The organism is Bradyrhizobium sp. 186 (assembly GCF_023101685.1).
Taxonomy (GTDB): domain Bacteria; phylum Pseudomonadota; class Alphaproteobacteria; order Rhizobiales; family Xanthobacteraceae; genus Bradyrhizobium.
Map to the genome: position 1 here is coordinate 1,124,828 of NZ_CP082164.1, position 15,466 is coordinate 1,140,293.

The 15,466-nt window shown below is 64.3% G+C and carries 15 protein-coding genes; 6 read left to right on the top strand and 9 right to left on the bottom strand.

Translation table 11 applies throughout. From position 1 onward, the window contains the following. Nucleotides 1–118: 118 nt before the first annotated feature. From greA to IVB18_RS05110, 3 genes are all read right to left on the bottom strand, one after another. A complete protein-coding gene (gene greA / locus IVB18_RS05100; protein WP_247988178.1) occupies nucleotides 119–592 on the bottom strand; it encodes a transcription elongation factor GreA in 474 nt (157 codons plus the stop codon). A 213-nt stretch (nucleotides 593–805) separates the two neighbouring features. Then, on the bottom strand, nucleotides 806–4,270 hold the full coding sequence (gene carB / locus IVB18_RS05105) for a carbamoyl-phosphate synthase large subunit (protein ID WP_247988179.1): 3,465 nt from the start codon (nucleotides 4,268–4,270) through the stop codon (nucleotides 806–808). 143 nt (nucleotides 4,271–4,413) lie between these two features. Beyond that, nucleotides 4,414–5,583, bottom strand: a complete 1,170-nt coding sequence (locus IVB18_RS05110; RefSeq protein WP_256476705.1) for an MFS transporter — start codon at nucleotides 5,581–5,583, stop codon at nucleotides 4,414–4,416. Between the two features lie 111 nt (nucleotides 5,584–5,694). Between IVB18_RS05110 and IVB18_RS05115 the strand changes: the two genes are divergently transcribed. Further along, entirely contained in the window at nucleotides 5,695–6,066 is a 372-nt protein-coding gene (locus tag IVB18_RS05115) for a helix-turn-helix transcriptional regulator (protein ID WP_247991558.1), read from the top strand. A 173-nt stretch (nucleotides 6,067–6,239) separates the two neighbouring features. Here IVB18_RS05115 and IVB18_RS05120 read toward each other — a convergent pair whose 3' ends face one another. Beyond that, complete coding sequence (locus IVB18_RS05120; RefSeq protein WP_247988180.1) at nucleotides 6,240–6,941, bottom strand: class I SAM-dependent methyltransferase; 702 nt, start codon at nucleotides 6,939–6,941, stop codon at nucleotides 6,240–6,242. 114 nt (nucleotides 6,942–7,055) lie between these two features. On the opposite strand from IVB18_RS05120, the gene IVB18_RS05125 reads away from it, so the two are divergent. Further along, nucleotides 7,056–7,580 carry a DNA starvation/stationary phase protection protein gene (locus tag IVB18_RS05125; RefSeq protein WP_247988181.1) on the top strand — a complete coding sequence of 175 codons (525 nt, stop codon included), beginning with the start codon at nucleotides 7,056–7,058 and terminating at the stop codon, nucleotides 7,578–7,580. 175 nt (nucleotides 7,581–7,755) lie between these two features. Here the strand turns inward: IVB18_RS05125 and IVB18_RS05130 are convergent, their stop codons facing one another. Both IVB18_RS05130 and carA read right to left on the bottom strand, forming a co-directional pair. Beyond that, nucleotides 7,756–8,280, bottom strand: coding sequence for a hypothetical protein (locus IVB18_RS05130; RefSeq protein ID WP_247988182.1), 525 nt, complete (start codon nucleotides 8,278–8,280; stop codon nucleotides 7,756–7,758). Nucleotides 8,281–8,520: 240 nt separating this feature from the next. After that, nucleotides 8,521–9,711 (bottom strand): glutamine-hydrolyzing carbamoyl-phosphate synthase small subunit, encoded by a 1,191-nt coding sequence (carA, locus tag IVB18_RS05135; RefSeq protein ID WP_247988183.1) that lies wholly within the window; start codon nucleotides 9,709–9,711, stop codon nucleotides 8,521–8,523. Nucleotides 9,712–9,876: 165 nt separating this feature from the next. Between carA and IVB18_RS05140 the strand changes: the two genes are divergently transcribed. The 4 genes from IVB18_RS05140 to IVB18_RS05155 all read left to right on the top strand — a co-directional run bounded on the left by IVB18_RS05140 (nucleotide 9,877) and on the right by IVB18_RS05155 (nucleotide 14,012). After that, entirely contained in the window at nucleotides 9,877–10,560 is a 684-nt protein-coding gene (locus IVB18_RS05140) for an alpha/beta hydrolase (protein ID WP_247991559.1), read from the top strand. A 59-nt stretch (nucleotides 10,561–10,619) separates the two neighbouring features. After that, entirely contained in the window at nucleotides 10,620–11,075 is a 456-nt protein-coding gene (locus IVB18_RS05145) for a GatB/YqeY domain-containing protein (RefSeq protein WP_247988184.1), read from the top strand. A 58-nt stretch (nucleotides 11,076–11,133) separates the two neighbouring features. Continuing rightward, nucleotides 11,134–12,273 carry an epoxide hydrolase family protein gene (locus tag IVB18_RS05150; protein ID WP_247988185.1) on the top strand — a complete coding sequence of 380 codons (1,140 nt, stop codon included), beginning with the start codon at nucleotides 11,134–11,136 and terminating at the stop codon, nucleotides 12,271–12,273. A 128-nt stretch (nucleotides 12,274–12,401) separates the two neighbouring features. Continuing rightward, nucleotides 12,402–14,012, top strand: a complete 1,611-nt coding sequence (locus IVB18_RS05155) for an acyl-CoA synthetase (protein WP_247991560.1) — start codon at nucleotides 12,402–12,404, stop codon at nucleotides 14,010–14,012. A gap of 109 nt (nucleotides 14,013–14,121) precedes the next feature. Here IVB18_RS05155 and IVB18_RS05160 read toward each other — a convergent pair whose 3' ends face one another. Genes IVB18_RS05160 through IVB18_RS05170 form a run of 3 tightly spaced genes read right to left on the bottom strand, consistent with a single transcriptional unit; the run spans nucleotide 14,122 to nucleotide 15,408 of the window. Next, nucleotides 14,122–14,634 carry an SRPBCC family protein gene (locus tag IVB18_RS05160; RefSeq protein WP_247988186.1) on the bottom strand — a complete coding sequence of 171 codons (513 nt, stop codon included), beginning with the start codon at nucleotides 14,632–14,634 and terminating at the stop codon, nucleotides 14,122–14,124. Next, entirely contained in the window at nucleotides 14,634–15,101 is a 468-nt protein-coding gene (locus IVB18_RS05165) for an SRPBCC family protein (RefSeq protein ID WP_247988187.1), read from the bottom strand. Before IVB18_RS05165 ends, IVB18_RS05160 begins: the two co-directional genes overlap by 1 nt. After that, nucleotides 15,094–15,408, bottom strand: a complete 315-nt coding sequence (locus IVB18_RS05170) for a metalloregulator ArsR/SmtB family transcription factor (protein ID WP_247988188.1) — start codon at nucleotides 15,406–15,408, stop codon at nucleotides 15,094–15,096. Before IVB18_RS05170 ends, IVB18_RS05165 begins: the two co-directional genes overlap by 8 nt. Nucleotides 15,409–15,466: the final 58 nt, after the last annotated feature.

Sequence of the window (15,466 nt, forward strand, 5' to 3'; positions counted from 1 at the left end):
CGTCGACCTCTCCCCGCAAGCGGGGCGAGGTGAAGAAGCGCCCAGCAACATGCAGAAACAAAAAGGCCGCGCGAGGGCGCGCACTTTTCAATTCATCGTCTGCTGCAACGGCCAAAAATTACCGCCACTCCACCTTGGTAATCTCATACGCCTTGGCGCCGCCGGGTGCGTTGACCTCGACGGAGGAGCCTTTCTTCTTGCCGATCAGCGCGCGCGCGAGCGGCGAGGTGATGGAGATGCGGCCCTTCTTGGCATCGGCCTCGACCTCGCCGACGATCTGCCACACCGTCTTCTTCTCGGTGTCCTCGTCGACCAGCGTCACGGTGGCGCCGAACTTGATGGTGTCGCCGGACAGCTTCGAGATGTCGATGATGTCGGCGCGCGCGAGCTTGTCCTCGAGCTCGGCGATGCGGCCCTCATTGTGAGACTGCTCTTCTTTCGCGGCATGATATTCCGCGTTTTCCGAGAGGTCGCCGTGTGAGCGCGCCTCCGCGATATGCTCGATAATGCGCGGACGGTCCTCCGACTGGCGCTTCTTCAATTCTTCCCCGAGCGCGGCAAAGCCGCCCGCCGTCATCGGAACCTTTTCCATCTTCTCTCTCGTCCTTCGATCGTGCGCCCCATAACACGGATGGGCGCCCACAACCTTGATTCGTCGGTCTTCCGAGGCTCAAGACATGGGCCGCCGGACGTTGACAGATAGGGGCTTGGCAACGGAACAGAACTGCCCCACGACCGGACAGTTCCTCCGGCCATTGTGGCTTCATCGCCAATCACTTAGCGGAAGCTTAGCCGCTGCTAATGATCAGGTGTCCGAAAAATAGCTCTGCAGGGTACGAACCTCAAGGTCCCCGCCCAGATAGGCCCTGATGCCCTGCGCAGCCGCCACGGCCCCGGAAAGAGTGGTGTAATACGGCACTTTATGCAAGAGGGCCGCGCGCCGCAGCGAACGGCTGTCGGCGAGCGCCTGCGGGCCTTCGGTGGTGTTGAAGACGAGCTGGATATCGCCGTTGGTGATGGCATCGACGATGTGCGGCCGGCCCTCCAGCACCTTGTTCACCTTCTCGGTCGGGATACCCTGGTCGGTCAGGAAGCGCGCCGTGCCGGATGTGGCCAGCACCTTGAAGCCAAGCGAGTGCAGCAGGCGCACGGCTTCCGTGATGCGGATCTTGTCGCTCTCGCGCACCGAGACGAACACCGTGCCCTTGCGCGGCACCCGCGTGCCGCCGCCGAGCTGGCTCTTGGCGAACGCCACCGCGAAGGAGCGGTCGATGCCCATGACCTCGCCGGTCGAGCGCATCTCCGGGCCGAGCACGGTGTCGACGCCGGGGAAGCGGGCGAACGGAAATACCGATTCCTTCACGCCGACATGCTTGAGGTCGGCCTTCTTCAATTTGAAGTCGGCGAGCTTTTCGCCGGCCATGACGCGGGCGGCAATCTTCGCGACCGGCGTGCCGACCACCTTGGCGACGAAGGGCACCGTACGCGAGGCGCGCGGATTGACTTCGAGCACGTAGATATCGCCGTCCTTGATCGCGTACTGCACGTTCATCAGGCCGACGACGTCGAGGCCGAGCGCCAGCTCACGCGTCTGCCGCTCCAGCTCCTCGATCATCTTGGCATCGAGCGAGTGCGGCGGCAGCGAGCAGGCGGAGTCGCCGGAATGGATGCCGGCTTCCTCGATGTGCTCCATGATGCCGACGATGAAGGTGTCCTTGCCGTCGCAGAGGCAATCGACGTCGATCTCGGTCGCGTCGGACAGATAGCGGTCGAACAGCAGCGGGTTCTTGCCGAGCAGGGTGTTGATCTGCCCGGTCTTGTCGTTCGGATAGCGCGCCTTGACGTCGGCCGGCACCAGCTCCGGCAGCGTGCCGAGCAGATAGTCGCCGAGCTGGTTCTCCTCGCGGATGATCTGCATCGCGCGGCCGCCGAGCACGTAGGACGGGCGCACCACCAGCGGCAGGCCGAGATCGGCGCAGACGAGCCTCGCCTGCTCGACCGAATAGGCGATGCCGTTCTTCGGCTGCTTGAGACGAAGCTTGTCGAGCACGCGCTTGAAGCGGTCGCGGTCTTCGGCCAGATCGATGGCGTCGGGCGAGGTGCCGAGGATCGGCACTTCGGCGGCTTCCAGCGCATGCGCGAGCTTCAGCGGGGTCTGGCCGCCGAACTGCACGATCACGCCGTGTAGCGTGCCGTTGCGGCGCTCGGTCGCGATGATCTCCAGCACGTCCTCGGCGGTAAGCGGCTCGAAATAGAGCCGGTCGGCCGTGTCGTAGTCGGTCGACACCGTTTCCGGGTTGCAGTTGACCATGATGGATTCGTAGCCGGCGTCATGCAGCGCGAAACAGGCGTGACAACAGCAATAGTCGAACTCGATGCCCTGGCCGATACGATTCGGCCCGCCGCCGAGAATGATGACCTTCTTCTTGTCCGACGGCGCGCTCTCGTCCGCCGGCGCGCCCGCGAACGGGGCTTCGTAGGTCGAATACATGTACGCGGTGGGGGAGGCGAATTCGGCCGCGCAAGTGTCGATGCGCTTGTACACCGGGCGGACGCCGAGCGCGCGGCGCTTCGCCGTCACCCCGGCTTCCGTCGTCTCCGCGAGCACCGCGAGCCGCGCGTCGGAGAAGCCCATGGCCTTGAGCGTGCGCATGGCGAAGGCGTTACCCGGCAGGCCGTTCTTGCGGACCTTCTCCTCCATGTCGACGATGCCACGCATCTCGCTGAGGAACCACGGATCGATCTTGCAGGAATGGAAGATGTCCTCGTTCGACCAGCCGAGCCGCATGGCCTGGGCGACCTGGAGCAGTCGGTTCGGCGTCGGCGTGCCGAGCGCGGCGCGGATCGCGTTCTTGTCGTCGTCGCGGCCGAGACCTTCGATCTCGATCTCGTCGAGGCCGGTCAATCCGGTCTCGAGCCCGCGCAACGCCTTCTGAAGGCTCTCCTGGAAGGTGCGGCCGATCGCCATCACCTCGCCGACCGACTTCATCGACGTGGTCAGCGTGGTCGATGCGCCCGGGAATTTCTCGAAGGCGAAGCGCGGCACCTTGGTGACGACGTAGTCGATGGTCGGCTCGAACGAGGCCGGCGTCGCGCCGCCGGTGATGTCGTTGGCGATCTCGTCCAGGGTGTAGCCGACCGCGAGCTTGGCGGCGACCTTGGCGATCGGAAAGCCGGTGGCCTTGGAGGCCAGCGCGGACGATCGCGACACGCGCGGGTTCATCTCGATGACGACCATGCGGCCATCTTCCGGGTTGACGCCAAACTGCACGTTGGAGCCGCCGGTCTCAACGCCGATCTCGCGCAGCACCGCCAGCGAGGCGTCGCGCATGATCTGGTATTCCTTGTCGGTCAGCGTCAGCGCCGGCGCTACCGTGATGGAATCGCCGGTGTGCACGCCCATCGGATCGAGGTTCTCGATCGAGCAGACGATGATGCAATTGTCCTTCTTGTCGCGCACCACCTCCATCTCGAACTCTTTCCAGCCGAGCACGGATTCTTCGATCAGCACTTCGTTGGTGGGAGACGCGTCGAGGCCGCGCTCGATAATGTCGAGGAACTCTTCCTTGTTGTAGGCGATGCCGCCGCCGGTGCCGCCCATCGTGAAGGAGGGACGGATGATCGCGGGCAGGCCGATTTCGGAGAGCGCCATCAGCGCCTGGCCGAGCGCATATTCCTGATAACGCTTGCGGCGGTCGCTTTCACCAAGCGTCCATTGCCGCTCGACCTCTTCGAGAGCTGCGCCGGACAGCTTCTCGCGCTCGGCGTGGTATTTGTCTCGATAGGATTTCTTCAGGGCCGAGGCGTTGGCGAGCCGCGACTTCGGCGTCTCAAGCCCGATCTTGGTCATGGCCTCGCGGAAAAGCTGACGATCCTCGGCCTTGTCGATCGCATCCGCGGTGGCGCCGATCATCTCGACGTCGAACTTTTCGAGCGTGCCCTGCCGGCGCAGCGACAGCGCACAGTTCAGCGCGGTCTGTCCGCCCATGGTCGGCAGCAACGCGAAGCCGCCGGGAATGACGTGGCGTTCCTTCTCGATGATCTTGGCGACGATCTCGGGTGTGATCGGCTCGATATAGGTCGCATCGGCCAATTCCGGGTCGGTCATGATGGTGGCCGGGTTGGAATTGACGAGGACGATGCGATAGCCCTCTTCCCTCAGCGTCTTGCAGGCCTGGGTGCCCGAATAGTCGAACTCGCAGGCCTGGCCGATCACGATGGGACCGGCGCCGATGATCAGGATGGTCGAGATGTCGTTTCGTTTGGGCATCACCGCTCACGGGCTGGATTTTGGGCACAAAAAAAGGGCGCGCTTGCCGCGCGTCCCCTTAAGCCGAGAGCGCGGGGTCTCCCCTCGCGCGCGGGTGGGTCTTAGACCAGTTTCCGGGACGGCGAAACCCCGAAAGACGCCAATCAACCAGCAATTTTGACGGGTTTTGGCCGGGCCTGCCAGCCACGGGCGAGGTGCACCAGGAGCGAGGCCATCACGCTCGATCCGCCGATCCAGCCGAGGTCGGTCGGCGAGAGTGTCGCCAGCACCGCGCCGCCGAGGGCGCCGCCGATGGCGAAGCCGAGATACATCGCGGAGGCGTTGAGCGAGAGCGCGATCATCGAGGCCTGCGGCTCGATCCGGATGATGCTGGCCACTTGGGCCGGATAGAACGCCCAGCCGGAAATGCCCCAGAGGAAGATCGCGCCCAGGATCGCATAATGCGCCTGGTCGGGGAGGAATTTCAGCACCAACGAATGCAGGAAAAGCGCGCAGGCCATGCCGGTTAGGCCGAGCGCCGCCGTGACGACGATGCCCAGCCGGTCGGCCAACAGGCCGCCGAGCATGTTCCCGATCGCGGCGGCCGCGCCGAAAACCAGGAGCGCGAGGCTGATGCGCGAGGCGTCGAAGCCCAGCGCGTGCAGCGGGACGGCAAAATAGGTGAACATGGTGAAGCCGCCGAGTGCCCATAATATCGTGATGAGGAGCGCGATCAGGACGTTGCCGTGACGCGCCACGGCCAGCCGTTCGGCGAGCGAGGCCGTGCTTTTGGGAAGGCCCCGGGGGAGCCCAAAAAGCAGGCCCGCCAGCGCGACTGCGCCGAGCAGCGCGACCATGGCAAAGGTCGCGCGCCAGCCGAACAGGCTGCCGACGAGATTGCCGAGGGGGACGCCGACGACGGTCGCGACCGTAAGGCCCGAGGTGACCAGCGCCACCGCGCGGCCGCGCCGCTCGGGCGAGGCGATGGCCACCGACACGGCGAGCGCCGTCGGCATGCACAGTCCCGCCCCCAGCGCCATCAGCATCCGCGATGCCAGCAGCAGGGCGTAGCCCGAGGCCGCCACCGCAACGAGGTTTCCGGCGATGAAAGTCGACAGCGCCAGGGCAAGCAGCGTGCGCCGGTCGACATTGTTCAGCGTCACGGCCAGGATGGGCGAGCCCACCGCATAGGTGAGGGCGTAGGCGGTGACCAATTGGCCGGCGGCGGAGACCGAAATCCCGAGGTCAGTGGCGATCATGGGCAAAAGCCCTGCAATGACAAAGCCTTCCGTGCCAATCGCGAATGCCGCCAAGGCCAACCAGAACACGCTCATTTGGAAAGGTCCCTATGTTCAATGTTTATTGAACTATCGATCGCTGGGATCAGAGAGTCAATTGGTTCAAGAACTATTGAACATCGTGACCACCTCGCTATGATCCCGGACATGAGCCGCACGCCTCTCCACCCCACCCGCGAGCAGATCGAACTGCCGATGGTTCTGGATTGCCTGAGCGATCCGATCCGGTTGGCAATCGTCTACCAACTCGCCCAGCAGGAACGTGTCAGCAGCGAATTGCGTTGCGGCGATTTCAGCGGGCTCGGCGGCAAGTCGAACCTCGCCTATCACTTCGCCAAGCTGCGCGAATGCGGGCTGATGCAGACGCGCGTGGTGGGGACCAGCCGCCTGATGCGCCTTCGCCGCGAGGATCTGGAAGCGCGCTTCCCGGGCTTGCTCGACGCCGTGATCAACTCCGCCGCCAAGGACGCCGATCGGCTTCAGCTTCTGTCCGAGTGCGATGTGGTCGACGTGGACTGAAGATGAGGGCTTGCCGAGCCGAAGCGGCGTCAGCCGCGAAGGCTGGAGACCCGGCCTGGATTTGAACCAGGATAAAGAGCGATGCACTGCTCCCGCGTTGACGCTTCCGCCACCGGGCCACGGCGATCATTGCCGATCCGGCTGCGACAAGCCACCTCAGCCAATTGTTAAGCTTAACGGACCAGGGGCGGCCGCGCGATGAAGGTCATGCGCCAGCGATTGTGGCCGATATTGGCGTGGGCGCGCTGGGCCGCGAATCCGGCCGCCGACAACTTCGCGGTGATCTCGTCCTCGCTGTAGCGCTGAAGCCCGATGCGCGAGCGCAGATCACGGTAGTCTGACAGCGCGGTGCTGATCAGCCCGACCAGCGCATCCTTCAAGAAGCCGTGACGCAGGCCGAAGCTGAGCAGTGCCATCACGTCCCGGCCCATGCCGACATTGGGCTGCAAAATATCTCCGAGCACCAGCTTGCCGGATGGGGTCAACAATCGCCGGATGTTGCGGAGCGCGGCGTCGAGCTCGTCGGACGTCATATATTGCACGACCGAGTTCATCACCACGAGGTCGATGGACTGGTCCGGCATCTTGCGCACGTCGTCGAGCGAGCGGACGCGGATCTTGGTGTTCGGGGCATACCGCGCGATCAGCCGGCCGCGCACGCCGGGGGCGGGCTCGGCGAGGATCAGCTTGCCGCAGGCGGATGCCACCTGGCTCGCCGACAGCGCCTCGCCGCAGGCATAGTCGAGCACGGTCGCCTCGGGTGAGGAGATGTAGCCGATGATGTCCCGCGCAATGATCTGGAAGTGCAAATCGCGATGCAACTTGCTGACATAGATCGTATGCGTGGAGTCGTAATAATCGATCCAATCGTCCATGGTATCTGAAGGTCCCGGCCAAACGGTTCCGGCGAAGGAACCGGCGCTGCCCGCCTTGCGTTAGGGGTGCGACGGCGCGCCGTCAATGTCCGCGTCCTAACAGGAAGGTTTCCCGTGAGCAAAGCCCCCAACAAGGTCTCGCCCGACCTCGATACGCCCACCGATCTGGCGCCCCACGCGGTCAACAAGGTTTCGGAGGCGCTCAACGTGCTTCTGGCCGACGCGTTCGCACTTTATCTCAAGACCAAGAATTTCCACTGGCACATCAGCGGCCGGCATTTCCGCGACTATCATTTGCTGCTCGACGAGCAGTCGGACCAAATCTTCGCCACCACCGACCAGCTCGCCGAGCGTGTCCGCAAGATCGGGGGTGCAACGCTGAAGTCGATCGGCCAGGTCGCCAAGCTCCAGACCATCAAGGACAACAACGAGGACTACGTCCCGCCGCGCGAGATGCTGCGCGAACTGATGCAGGACAACAAGCACGTCGCCAGCGCGATGCGCAAGGCGCACGACGTCTGCGACGAGGCCGGCGACGTCGCCAGCGCCAGCATCCTCGAAATCTTCATCGACGAGACCGAGCGCCGCACCTGGTTCCTGTTCGAGGCCACCCGCCAGGAAGGCGGCAACGAGGCGTAGAGGACGTTGGGCGCAAATGCCTCCACAATGTCGTCCCGGCGAAGGCCGGGACCCATAGCCACGAAAGGTAGTTTGGCGAAGATTCGCTATCGCGCATCTCGCGCCACAACTTCTCCCTGGGGGTATGGGTCCCGGCCTTCGCCGGGACGACGGCGAGTTTGTCGGACAAGCGTCGCTAACTCCGCCACAGCCGCATCAGCGCGCCATCCTTGCCTCGCACCGGATCGGCCGGCGGCAGCGCGACGTTCGGAATCGTCTTCAGCGCCTTGGCATGGTTCTCCGGCGTCGGCCGCGTGATTTCCATCTGCGATCCCGGCGGATAGGCGCCGATTACGCAGAAGTCGCCGCTCGCCTTGATGCATTGGTGACCGGTGCCGGCTGGAAGTATCGCGACATCGCCGGCCGAAATCTCCAGCTCCTGGCCGTGATCGCCACCGAAGCGAACCCGGGCGCTGCCGCACGCGACGCCGAGCACTTCGTGCACCGTCGCGTGATAGTGCAGATAGTCGAAGACGCCGTTGCGCCACGTCCCGCCCCAGCCGTTCTCGCCGAACAGGTGTTCGATGGTCTCTTCCGGATGCCTCGCGTCGAGCTTCACCGCGCCCTGGTAGACCAGGAAGGGGAGGATGTTGTTCGGCACGAGCCCGTCATCCCCAAACACGATGGCGAGCGGCTCGGCATGGTCGCGGACGACGGACATAAGGGGCTCCTGCTTGCGAAAAACAGGGATCAACGAGCGGCGTTGAGCGACGTTCCTTCCGTCGCCACCTCCCGTCATTCCGGGGCGACGCGCAGCGTCGAACCCGGAATCCATCACGCCGCAGCGCCTGCTGCCCGATGGATTCCGGGCTCGCGCTTCGCGTGCCCCGGAATGACGAAAAAGGCCCGGGACTAAAGGCCCGGGCTCGATACTGTGAAGACCATTGCACGAGAGCACGCCCTACACGCTCTTCGTCTGCCGCATCAGGTCGGCAAACCGCTGGAACAGATAGTGCGAGTCGCGCGGGCCGGGCGAGGCCTCGGGGTGGTACTGCACCGAGAACACCGGCTTGCCGTCGAGCTGGATGCCGCAATTGGAGCCGTCGAACAGCGAGATGTGGGTCTGCGTCGCGCCCGTCGGCAGCGTGTTCTCGTCGACGGCAAAGCCGTGGTTCATCGAGGTGATCTCGACCTTGCCGGTGGTCTCGTCCTTCACGGGATGATTGGCGCCGTGATGGCCCTGATGCATCTTCCTGGTCCTGGCGCCGACGGCAAGGCCGAGCATCTGATGGCCAAGGCAAATGCCGAACGTCGGCGTGCCCGACTTGATCACGTCCTGGATCACCGGCACCGCGTATTTGCCGGTCGCCGCCGGATCGCCGGGACCGTTGGACAGGAACACGCCGTCCGGCTTCATCGCCAGAATATCTTCAGACGAGGTCGTCGCCGGCACCACCGTCACCTTGCAGCCGACGCCGGCCAGCAGGCGCAGGATGTTGCGCTTGATGCCGTAGTCGATGGCGACGACGTTGAACTCCGGGTTTTCCCTGCGGCCAAAGCCCTCGTTCCAAACCCAGGGCGTTTCGTCCCAGGTGAAGCGCTGGCCGGAGGTAACCATCGGCACGAGGTCCATGCCCTCGAGCCCCGGCCATTCGCGCGCCTCTTCCTTGAGGCCGTGCAGATCGAACTCGCCGTTCCTGGCGTGCGCGATCACCGCGTTGGGCATGCCCTTGTTGCGGATCAGCGCTGTCAGCGCCCGGGTGTCGATGCCGGAGAGGCCGATGATGCCGCGCGCCTTGAGCCACTGGTCGAGGTGCTTGGTCGCGCGATAGTTCGAGGGATCGGTGATCGCGGTGCGCAGGATCACGCCGCGCGCGCCGGGCGTCGCGGCCATGTTCACCGTCTCGATGTCGTCCTCATTGGTGCCGACATTGCCGATATGCGGGAAGGTGAAGGTGATGAGCTGCCCCGCGTAGGAGGGATCGGTCAAGATCTCCTCATAACCGGTCATTGCGGTGTTGAAGCAGACTTCACCGACGGCGTGTCCTTCGGCGCCGAGTCCAAAGCCTTCGAGCACCGTGCCATCGGCGAGCACGAGGAGCGCGGTCGGCTTGTGGTCCGGCCAGGCGGCGGCGTTATCATGTTGTGTCATGAGCCGGCTTCATAGTCTCCGCGGGCGCCGCCGTCAAAGCGGGAGAGCGCGGATTCACATGCGTTTTTGCATATTTGACAGGCCTCCCCAGGCACTTAAGCTCGGCGGCATAATTTCCGGCAAATTCCGGTGCTTCGGAGGCAATAATGGACCAGACGACCCCCAATTGTGCTGGTTCCGGGATTGGCCTCCTCGGCCCGGATCTATGCGCCGGTCATTCCCGCGCTCTGGCGGTTCGGCCCGGTGATGGTCGCCAACCATATCCGCGACGACAGCATGAGCGCGATCGCCCGGCGCGTGCTGAGCGAGGCGCCGCGGCGCTTCGCGCTCGCCGGTCATTCCATGGGCGGCTACATCGCGCTCGAGGTCATGCGCCAGGCGTCTGAACGCGTGACAAGGCTCGCGCTGATCAACACCCAGGCGCGGCCCGACACGCCGGAAGCGACCGAGCGCCGCCGCGGCGTGATGGCACGGGCGAAGCGCGGCGAGCTGCGCGCGGCGCGCGAGGAGATGTTTCCGGAGCTCGTGCATCCGTCGCGCCGCGACGACGCCAAAATTCGCCAGCTCGTGCATGATCAGGGCGACGATGTCGGCGTGGAAGGCTATCTCCGGCAGCAGACCGCGATCATCGCGCGCGTGGACTCGCGGCCGACCCTGGCGACGATCAAATGCCCGACGCTGGTGCTGACGGGCGATCAGGACAACACGATTCCCAACGCGCTTTCGAAGGAGATGGCGGAGGGCATTGCCGGCGCCAGGCTTGTCGTTCTCGGGAATTGCGGGCACCTGCCGCAGCCGGAACAGCCCGAGGCGACGGCACGGGCGCTGGTCGAATGGGTGAGCAGCTAGGTTGTCTGGAGGCCGCGAACGGCCTAGATCAGGCGTCGGATTTCGAAGGGATCACGGCCATGTTGCGCGACGACATCAACAATGCGGTCAAGGAGGCCATGAAGGCCAGGGAGGAGCGAAAGCTCTCCACGCTACGCATGGTCAACTCGACCATCAAGAACGCCGATATCGAGGCGCGCGGCAACGGCAAACCGCCGCTGTCGGATGCCGACCTGCTCGGCGTGTTCCAGAAAATGATCAAGCAGCGCCAGGAGTCGGTCGAGCTTTACGAGAAGGGCGGTCGCGCCGAGCTCGCAGCGCAAGAGCGCGAGGAGATCGCGGTGATCTTGGCCTACCTGCCGAAGCAGATGTCGGATGACGACGTGAAGAAGGCGATCTCGGACGTGATCGCCGAGACCGGCGCGGCCGGCATGAAGGACATGGGCAAGGTGATTGCGGCCTTGCGCGCGAAGTACGCCGGGCAGATGGATTTCGGCAAGGCCAGTGGCTTGGTGAAGGCTGCGTTGACGGGCTAGGATTCCGGGCTCGACGCTTCGCGCCCCCCGGAATGACGAAGAAACCGGGGGGCAACCGATGACCGGCGCCATAAAACCGTTCCGCATCGACGTCAGCGACGACATCCTCGCCGATCTCAAATCACGTCTTGCCCGCACGCGCTGGCCGGAGGCGGAGCTGGTCGATGACTGGAGCCAGGGCGCGCCGCTGAAATGGATCCGCGAGATCTGCGGCTACTGGGCTGATGGCTATGACTGGCGGACGCGCGAAGCAAAGCTCAATCGCTTCGAGCAGTTCACCACCGAGATCGATGGGCTCGACATCCACTTCCTGCATGTGCGCTCAAAGGAGCCGGCGGCGCTGCCGCTCATCATTACTCATGGCTGGCCAGGTTCGATCGTGGAATTCCAGAAGGTGATCGCGCCGCTGGTCGATCCCGCCGCCCATGGCGGCAATCCGGCGGTTGCCTTCCACGTCGTCTGTCCGTCGCTGCCGGGCTTCGGCTTCTCTGCCAAGCCAACGACCACCGGCTGGGGCGTCGACCGCATCGCCGCGACCTGGGCCAAGCTGATGGATCGGCTCGGCTACCCGCGCTACGGCGCGCAAGGCGGGGACTGGGGCTCGGCGGTGACGACCTCGCTCGGCATGCAGGACGGCGAGCATTGCGCCGGCATCCACGTCACGCTCGCCTTCAACGCAGCGCCGAAGGTCGAAGGCGAGCCGACGGCGGAGGAGAGGCGCGCACTGGCCGGGCTCAAGCATTATGTCGACCTCGACTCCGGCTATTCGAAGCAGCAATCGACCCGGCCGCAGACGCTCGGCTATGGGCTGACGGATTCCCCGAGCGGGCAGGCGGCCTGGATCCTCGAAAAGTTCTGGGCCTGGACCGATTGCAACGGCCATCCCGAGAACATCCTTGGCAAGGACGAGCTGCTCGACAACGTCATGCTCTATTGGGTGACGGAGACGGCGACATCTTCCGCGCGCCTCTATTGGGAAAGCTTTGGCAAGCGCCGGACGACGCCGGTCGTGAAGGTGCCGACAGGCGTAGCGGTGTTCCCCAAGGAGATCATCACGCCGGTGCGGCGCTGGATGGAGCCGAACTTCCACAACATCACGCACTGGAGCGAGATGGAGAAGGGCGGGCACTTCGCCGCATTCGAGCAGCCGGAGCTGTATGTCGGCGAGGTCAGGAAGTTCTTCCGGACGCTGCGGTAACCACGCACTCTGCCGTCATGGCCGGGCTTGTCCCGGGCATCCACGAGCTTAAACTGGCTGCAAGAAGCAAGCGCGTGGATGGCCGGGACAAGCCCGGCCACGACGCCGTCGCCGGGAAACGACCAGCCATGCTCACCGAAGCCGCAACCTACGACGAGCTTTACCGCAACTTCCGCTGGCACGTTCCGGCGAGTTTCAACATGGCGGAGGCGTGCTGCGATCGTCATGCCGACGGCACTGGCCGCCTCGCGCTGGTCTATGTCGACGAGAACGGCGCGACCACGCGCACATCCTTCGACGAGGTTGCCGAGATGTCGCGCCGCTTCGCCAACGTATTGAGGGCGGACGGGCTTGCGCGCGGCGACCGCGTCGCGGTGTTTCTGTCGCAGTCGCTGGAATTGCCGATCGCGCACATGGCCGCGTTCCGCTCCGGGTTGATCTCGATCCCGCTGTTCGCATTGTTCGGTGAGGACGCGCTGGAATTCCGATTGTCGAATTCACAAGCCAGGGCGATCATCACCGATGAGGCCGGCTGGGAGAAGCTCACAAAGGTCCGCGACCGGCTGCCCTACCTGCAAGACATCTATGTCACAAGCGGCGCCGTTCACGCCGGTGCCAAGCCGTTCTGGTCGGCGATCGAAACCGCGTCCGAGGAATTTGCGACCGTGGAAACTTCGGCCGATGATCCCGCGCTCATCATCTATACCTCAGGCACGACCGGCAACCCGAAGGGTGCGCTGCATGCGCATCGCGTCGTGCTCGGCCATCTGCCCAATGTGGAGATGTGTCACAACTTCCTGCCGCGGCCCGGCGATCTCATGTGGACGCCGGCGGACTGGGCCTGGATCGGCGGCCTCGTCAACGGCCTGTTCGCGTTCTGGTATCACGGCATTCCCCTGGTCGGCCACCGCGCGCGCAAATTCGAGCCGCAGGCGGCGATGCAGATGATGGCGGATCTCAGCGTCCGCAACGTCTTCCTGCCGCCGACGGCATTGAAGCTGATGCGGCAGGCCGGCGTGAAGCATTCCGGCGTCAAGCTACGCAGCATTTTTACGGGCGGTGAATCGCTTGGTGGCGAACTCCTGGGCTGGGTGCGCGAGACGTTCGGCATCGACGCGCACGAGGTGTTCGGCCAGACCGAGTGCAATCTCGTGATCGGCAGCAACTCGAACCTGTTTCCGATCCGCCCCGGTTCGATGGGCAAGGCGACGCCGGGTTTCGACGTCCGCATCGTCAACGACAAGGGCGAGGAGCAGCCGCGCGGGCAGCGTGGCATTATCGGCGTGCGTCAGCCGTGCCCGTGCACGATGATCGAGTACTGGCGCAATCCGGAGGCGACGGCGAAGAAATATGCCGGTGAATTCCTGCTCACCGGCGATCTCGGGGTGCAGGATGAGGACGGCTATTTCTGGTACGTCAGCCGCGAGGATGACGTCATCACCACCGCCGGCTATCGCGTCGGCCCGTCCGAGATCGAGCACACGCTGATGAAGCATCCCGCGGTAGCGATGGCTGCCGTCGTGGGTATTCCCGATCCGATCCGCACGGAATCGATCAAGGCCTGGATCGTGCTGCGCCCCGGCTTTGCAGCAAGTGATGCGCTCGCACGCGAGATCCAGGAATTCGTCAAGGTGCAACTCGCCGCCCACGAGTACCCGCGCTTCGTGCAGTTCGCGGAGACCTTGCCGATGACGGCCACGGGAAAGGTGCTGCGGCGCGAGCTGCGGGCAAGGGGGTAGGCGGTACCATTCGTTCCTCGGGTTTCCTTCTCGCTGCATCCTCGCCCTGTCGCCCAACTTCGATGTCGTCCCGGCTCACGTTTAGCGCGCCCCGGGACGAAGGCGGCGACTACGGCGTCTTGATCCCCATCGCCTTCAACGCCGCCAGCATCTGCGCCGGCGGAGCCATCGTGATCTGTGGCGCCTTGCCCGTTTCCAGCAGGCTCTTCAGTCCCGACAGGATCGCGGGCCAGCCGGTGCGTCCGCCGCTGAGGATGTCGTCGCTGAGCGGGCGATCGTGACGTTCGCTCATGGTGAGGCGGACGGCCTCGCCGGCGGGCTCGATCTCGTAGGTCACGAGCGTGGTGCCGAGCTTTGCGACGAGGTCGGGCCAGTTGACGTTCCACGTCACGGTGAGCTTGTTCGGCGGATCGTATTCGAACACCTCGCCAGTGATGTGCTCCGGGCCATCCGGTGCGCGCACGATGAAGCTGCCGCCGAGCCTCTGTTCCATCTCTACCGCAAAGCCGGAAAAGTATTTGCGGCTGAATTCGGCCGAGGTCAGCGCCTCCCACACCCTCTCTGGCGTGGAGGCGATGTAGATGGTGTAGACCGTCAGCGGCTTGAACTGCTCGAGGTTCATCACTCAAATCCCTTGATGCCGAGCGCGGCCGGCGGGATCGCCGGTGCTTTGCCGGTCTCGAGCAGGCTCTTCAGCCCGGACAGGATCGCAGGCCAGCCCCTGGAAATGCCGTCGAGCAGTTCGCTGCCTGCCGCGAAGCCTTCATGCGTGACCGTCAGCTTCACGAGATTGCCGTAAGCCTCGATAGTGAAGACGACCTTGGTCGGCTGTTCGTTCCGCATGTTCTCCATCAATTTGTGCTTGAAGGTATAGGCGAGCCGCCGCGGCGGATCGGCTTCCAAAATCTCGCCGGTGTCGGTGGTCGTGCCGCTCATCACCAATGCGAAGGGCGAGCCGACCTTCCAGTCGGAGTGGACCTCGGTGTCGAACCAGTATTGCCGGGTGAACGCGCTGTTGGTCAGCGCCTCCCACAATTTTTCCGGCGTGGTCTCGATATAGGTGACATAGACGAATTCCGGTCTACTCATCGCGCTTCTCCAACTGGCGTTTCAACTCGCTGAGCGCGGCGAGCTTGCCGCGCTCGAATTTCTTGATCCAGCGTTCGCCGATCTGATGGATCGGCACCGGGTTGAGATAGTGCAGCTTCTCGCGGCCATGCTTGATGGTCGTGACGAGGTTGGCTTCTTCCAGGATCGCAAGGTGTTTTGTGACGGCCTGGCGCGTCATCTCCAGGCCCTCGCAGAGTTCGTTCAATGTCTGTCCGTTGCGGGCGTGAAGCCTGTCCAGGAGCGACCGTCGTGATGCGTCGGCGAGCGCTTTGAAGACCTCATCCATGGCGGGATAATAGGCAACCAAATGGTTGCATGTGGTGTTTTTGGTGCGCGCATTTGGT

Coding starts and splice junctions, on each gene's coding strand:
- greA (WP_247988178.1), bottom strand. CDS start 592: ATGGAAAAGGTTCCGATGACGGCGGGCGGCTTTGCCGCGCTCGGGGAA.
- carB (WP_247988179.1), bottom strand. CDS start 4,270: ATGCCCAAACGAAACGACATCTCGACCATCCTGATCATCGGCGCCGGT.
- IVB18_RS05110 (WP_256476705.1), bottom strand. CDS start 5,583: ATGAGCGTGTTCTGGTTGGCCTTGGCGGCATTCGCGATTGGCACGGAA.
- IVB18_RS05115 (WP_247991558.1), top strand. CDS start 5,695: ATGAGCCGCACGCCTCTCCACCCCACCCGCGAGCAGATCGAACTGCCG.
- IVB18_RS05120 (WP_247988180.1), bottom strand. CDS start 6,941: ATGGACGATTGGATCGATTATTACGACTCCACGCATACGATCTATGTC.
- IVB18_RS05130 (WP_247988182.1), bottom strand. CDS start 8,280: ATGTCCGTCGTCCGCGACCATGCCGAGCCGCTCGCCATCGTGTTTGGG.
- carA (WP_247988183.1), bottom strand. CDS start 9,711: ATGACACAACATGATAACGCCGCCGCCTGGCCGGACCACAAGCCGACC.
- IVB18_RS05145 (WP_247988184.1), top strand. CDS start 10,620: ATGTTGCGCGACGACATCAACAATGCGGTCAAGGAGGCCATGAAGGCC.
- IVB18_RS05150 (WP_247988185.1), top strand. CDS start 11,134: ATGACCGGCGCCATAAAACCGTTCCGCATCGACGTCAGCGACGACATC.
- IVB18_RS05155 (WP_247991560.1), top strand. CDS start 12,402: ATGCTCACCGAAGCCGCAACCTACGACGAGCTTTACCGCAACTTCCGC.
- IVB18_RS05160 (WP_247988186.1), bottom strand. CDS start 14,634: ATGAACCTCGAGCAGTTCAAGCCGCTGACGGTCTACACCATCTACATC.
- IVB18_RS05165 (WP_247988187.1), bottom strand. CDS start 15,101: ATGAGTAGACCGGAATTCGTCTATGTCACCTATATCGAGACCACGCCG.
- IVB18_RS05170 (WP_247988188.1), bottom strand. CDS start 15,408: ATGGATGAGGTCTTCAAAGCGCTCGCCGACGCATCACGACGGTCGCTC.